This is a genomic window from Pseudomonas kitaguniensis, assembly GCF_009296165.1.
In the GTDB taxonomy this organism is placed as follows: Bacteria; Pseudomonadota; Gammaproteobacteria; order Pseudomonadales; family Pseudomonadaceae; genus Aquipseudomonas; species Aquipseudomonas kitaguniensis.
In genome coordinates, this window is the sequence record NZ_VUAZ01000012.1 from 1 (window position 1) to 5,067 (window position 5,067).

Annotated in this window: 2 tRNA genes and 2 rRNA genes; all 4 read left to right on the forward strand. The window is 51.3% G+C overall.

From position 1 onward, the window contains the following. The first annotated feature begins 98 nt into the window (after window positions 1–98). The 4 genes from F0169_RS02695 (at window position 99) to F0169_RS02710 (ending at window position 5,040) form a co-directional block, all read left to right on the forward strand. Window positions 99–1,635 (forward strand): 16S ribosomal RNA (locus F0169_RS02695). Between the two features lie 82 nt (window positions 1,636–1,717). Continuing rightward, window positions 1,718–1,794, forward strand: a tRNA-Ile gene (locus tag F0169_RS02700). A gap of 30 nt (window positions 1,795–1,824) precedes the next feature. After that, window positions 1,825–1,900 (forward strand) — tRNA-Ala (locus tag F0169_RS02705). A 250-nt stretch (window positions 1,901–2,150) separates the two neighbouring features. Then, a 23S ribosomal RNA gene (locus F0169_RS02710) occupies window positions 2,151–5,040 on the forward strand. Together the 16S and 23S rRNA genes with 2 tRNA genes alongside form the textbook arrangement of a ribosomal RNA operon. Window positions 5,041–5,067 lie beyond the last annotated feature (27 nt).

Here is a 5,067-nt window from a genome sequence, read left to right on the forward strand (position 1 = left end):
AAGATTATCAGCATCACAAGTTACTCCGCGAGAAATCAAAGATGTAACCAACGATTGCTGAGCCAAGTTTAGGGTTTCTTAAAAACCCAAAGATGTTTGAACTGAAGAGTTTGATCATGGCTCAGATTGAACGCTGGCGGCAGGCCTAACACATGCAAGTCGAGCGGTAGAGAGAAGCTTGCTTCTCTTGAGAGCGGCGGACGGGTGAGTAATGCCTAGGAATCTGCCTGGTAGTGGGGGATAACGTTCGGAAACGGACGCTAATACCGCATACGTCCTACGGGAGAAAGCAGGGGACCTTCGGGCCTTGCGCTATCAGATGAGCCTAGGTCGGATTAGCTAGTTGGTGAGGTAATGGCTCACCAAGGCGACGATCCGTAACTGGTCTGAGAGGATGATCAGTCACACTGGAACTGAGACACGGTCCAGACTCCTACGGGAGGCAGCAGTGGGGAATATTGGACAATGGGCGAAAGCCTGATCCAGCCATGCCGCGTGTGTGAAGAAGGTCTTCGGATTGTAAAGCACTTTAAGTTGGGAGGAAGGGCAGTTACCTAATACGTGATTGTTTTGACGTTACCGACAGAATAAGCACCGGCTAACTCTGTGCCAGCAGCCGCGGTAATACAGAGGGTGCAAGCGTTAATCGGAATTACTGGGCGTAAAGCGCGCGTAGGTGGTTTGTTAAGTTGGATGTGAAATCCCCGGGCTCAACCTGGGAACTGCATTCAAAACTGACTGACTAGAGTATGGTAGAGGGTGGTGGAATTTCCTGTGTAGCGGTGAAATGCGTAGATATAGGAAGGAACACCAGTGGCGAAGGCGACCACCTGGACTAATACTGACACTGAGGTGCGAAAGCGTGGGGAGCAAACAGGATTAGATACCCTGGTAGTCCACGCCGTAAACGATGTCAACTAGCCGTTGGGAGCCTTGAGCTCTTAGTGGCGCAGCTAACGCATTAAGTTGACCGCCTGGGGAGTACGGCCGCAAGGTTAAAACTCAAATGAATTGACGGGGGCCCGCACAAGCGGTGGAGCATGTGGTTTAATTCGAAGCAACGCGAAGAACCTTACCAGGCCTTGACATCCAATGAACTTTCTAGAGATAGATTGGTGCCTTCGGGAACATTGAGACAGGTGCTGCATGGCTGTCGTCAGCTCGTGTCGTGAGATGTTGGGTTAAGTCCCGTAACGAGCGCAACCCTTGTCCTTAGTTACCAGCACGTAATGGTGGGCACTCTAAGGAGACTGCCGGTGACAAACCGGAGGAAGGTGGGGATGACGTCAAGTCATCATGGCCCTTACGGCCTGGGCTACACACGTGCTACAATGGTCGGTACAGAGGGTTGCCAAGCCGCGAGGTGGAGCTAATCCCAGAAAACCGATCGTAGTCCGGATCGCAGTCTGCAACTCGACTGCGTGAAGTCGGAATCGCTAGTAATCGCGAATCAGAATGTCGCGGTGAATACGTTCCCGGGCCTTGTACACACCGCCCGTCACACCATGGGAGTGGGTTGCACCAGAAGTAGCTAGTCTAACCTTCGGGAGGACGGTTACCACGGTGTGATTCATGACTGGGGTGAAGTCGTAACAAGGTAGCCGTAGGGGAACCTGCGGCTGGATCACCTCCTTAATCGACGACATCAGCTGCTCCATAAGTTCCCACACGAATTGCTTGATTCATTGAAGAAGACGATAAGAAGCAGCCCGAAATTGGGTCTGTAGCTCAGTTGGTTAGAGCGCACCCCTGATAAGGGTGAGGTCGGCAGTTCGAATCTGCCCAGACCCACCAATTTTGTGTGGGAAACGCCTGTAGAAATACGGGGCCATAGCTCAGCTGGGAGAGCGCCTGCCTTGCACGCAGGAGGTCAACGGTTCGATCCCGTTTGGCTCCACCACTACTGCTTCTGACGTAAGTAAAGCTTAGAAATGAGCATTCCATCATTGTGATGGTGAATGTTGATTTCTAGTCTTTGATTAGATCGTTCTTTAAAAATTTGGGTATGTGATAGAAAGATAGACTGAACGTTACTTTCACTGGTAACGGATCAGGCTAAGGTAAAATTTGTGAGTTACTCTGCATTGAGTATTATCGAATTTTCGGCGAATGTTGTCTTCACAGTATAACCAGATTGCTTGGGGTTATATGGTCAAGTGAAGAAGCGCATACGGTGGATGCTTGGCAGTCAGAGGCGATGAAAGACGTGGTAGCCTGCGAAAAGCTTCGGGGAGTCGGCAAACAGACTTTGATCCGGAGATGTCTGAATGGGGGAACCCAGCCATCATAAGATGGTTACCTTACACTGAATACATAGGTGTATGGAGCGAACCAGGGGAACTGAAACATCTAAGTACCCTGAGGAAAAGAAATCAACCGAGATTCCCTTAGTAGTGGCGAGCGAACGGGGACTAGCCCTTAAGTGGCTTTGAGATTAGCGGAACGCTCTGGAAAGTGCGGCCATAGTGGGTGATAGCCCTGTACGCGAAAATCTCTTAGTCATGAAATCGAGTAGGACGGAGCACGAGAAACTTTGTCTGAATATGGGGGGACCATCCTCCAAGGCTAAATACTACTGACTGACCGATAGTGAACTAGTACCGTGAGGGAAAGGCGAAAAGAACCCCGGAGAGGGGAGTGAAATAGATCCTGAAACCGTATGCGTACAAGCAGTGGGAGCCTACTTGTTAGGTGACTGCGTACCTTTTGTATAATGGGTCAGCGACTTATTTTCAGTGGCGAGCTTAACCGAATAGGGGAGGCGTAGCGAAAGCGAGTCTTAATAGGGCGTCTAGTCGCTGGGAATAGACCCGAAACCGGGCGATCTATCCATGGGCAGGTTGAAGGTTGGGTAACACTAACTGGAGGACCGAACCGACTACCGTTGAAAAGTTAGCGGATGACCTGTGGATCGGAGTGAAAGGCTAATCAAGCTCGGAGATAGCTGGTTCTCCTCGAAAGCTATTTAGGTAGCGCCTCATGTATCACTGTAGGGGGTAGAGCACTGTTTCGGCTAGGGGGTCATCCCGACTTACCAAACCGATGCAAACTCCGAATACCTACAAGTGCCGAGCATGGGAGACACACGGCGGGTGCTAACGTCCGTCGTGAAAAGGGAAACAACCCAGACCGTCAGCTAAGGTCCCAAAGTTATGGTTAAGTGGGAAACGATGTGGGAAGGCTTAGACAGCTAGGAGGTTGGCTTAGAAGCAGCCACCCTTTAAAGAAAGCGTAATAGCTCACTAGTCGAGTCGGCCTGCGCGGAAGATGTAACGGGGCTCAAACCATACACCGAAGCTACGGGTATCACTTAGGTGATGCGGTAGAGGAGCGTTCTGTAAGCCTGTGAAGGTGAGTTGAGAAGCTTGCTGGAGGTATCAGAAGTGCGAATGCTGACATGAGTAACGACAATGGGTGTGAAAAACACCCACGCCGAAAGACCAAGGTTTCCTGCGCAACGTTAATCGACGCAGGGTTAGTCGGTCCCTAAGGCGAGGCTGAAAAGCGTAGTCGATGGAAAACAGGTTAATATTCCTGTACTTCTGGTTATTGCGATGGAGGGACGGAGAAGGCTAGGCCAGCTTGGCGTTGGTTGTCCAAGTTTAAGGTGGTAGGCTGAGATCTTAGGTAAATCCGGGATCTTAAGGCCGAGAGCTGATGACGAGTTGTCTTTTAGACGACGAAGTGGTTGATGCCATGCTTCCAAGAAAAGCTTCTAAGCTTCAGGTAACCAGGAACCGTACCCCAAACCGACACAGGTGGTTGGGTAGAGAATACCAAGGCGCTTGAGAGAACTCGGGTGAAGGAACTAGGCAAAATGGCACCGTAACTTCGGGAGAAGGTGCGCCGGTGAGGGTGAAGGACTTGCTCCGTAAGCTCATGCCGGTCGAAGATACCAGGCCGCTGCGACTGTTTATTAAAAACACAGCACTCTGCAAACACGAAAGTGGACGTATAGGGTGTGACGCCTGCCCGGTGCCGGAAGGTTAATTGATGGGGTTAGCTAACGCGAAGCTCTTGATCGAAGCCCCGGTAAACGGCGGCCGTAACTATAACGGTCCTAAGGTAGCGAAATTCCTTGTCGGGTAAGTTCCGACCTGCACGAATGGCGTAACGATGGCGGCGCTGTCTCCACCCGAGACTCAGTGAAATTGAAATCGCTGTGAAGATGCAGTGTATCCGCGGCTAGACGGAAAGACCCCGTGAACCTTTACTATAGCTTTGCACTGGACTTTGAATTTGCTTGTGTAGGATAGGTGGGAGGCTTTGAAGCGTGGACGCCAGTTCGCGTGGAGCCAACCTTGAAATACCACCCTGGCAACTTTGAGGTTCTAACTCAGGTCCGTTATCCGGATCGAGGACAGTGTATGGTGGGTAGTTTGACTGGGGCGGTCTCCTCCTAAAGAGTAACGGAGGAGTACGAAGGTGCGCTCAGACCGGTCGGAAATCGGTCGTAGAGTATAAAGGCAAAAGCGCGCTTGACTGCGAGACAGACACGTCGAGCAGGTACGAAAGTAGGTCTTAGTGATCCGGTGGTTCTGTATGGAAGGGCCATCGCTCAACGGATAAAAGGTACTCCGGGGATAACAGGCTGATACCGCCCAAGAGTTCATATCGACGGCGGTGTTTGGCACCTCGATGTCGGCTCATCACATCCTGGGGCTGAAGCCGGTCCCAAGGGTATGGCTGTTCGCCATTTAAAGTGGTACGCGAGCTGGGTTTAGAACGTCGTGAGACAGTTCGGTCCCTATCTGCCGTGGACGTTTGAGATTTGAGAGGGGCTGCTCCTAGTACGAGAGGACCGGAGTGGACGAACCTCTGGTGTTCCGGTTGTCACGCCAGTGGCATTGCCGGGTAGCTATGTTCGGAATAGATAACCGCTGAAAGCATCTAAGCGGGAAACTAGCCTCAAGATGAGATCTCACTGGAACCTTGAGTTCCCTAAAGGGCCGTCGAAGACTACGACGTTGATAGGTTGGGTGTGTAAGCGCTGTGAGGCGTTGAGCTAACCAATACTAATTGCCCGTGAGGCTTGACCATATAACACCCAAGCAATTTGCTTGCTCT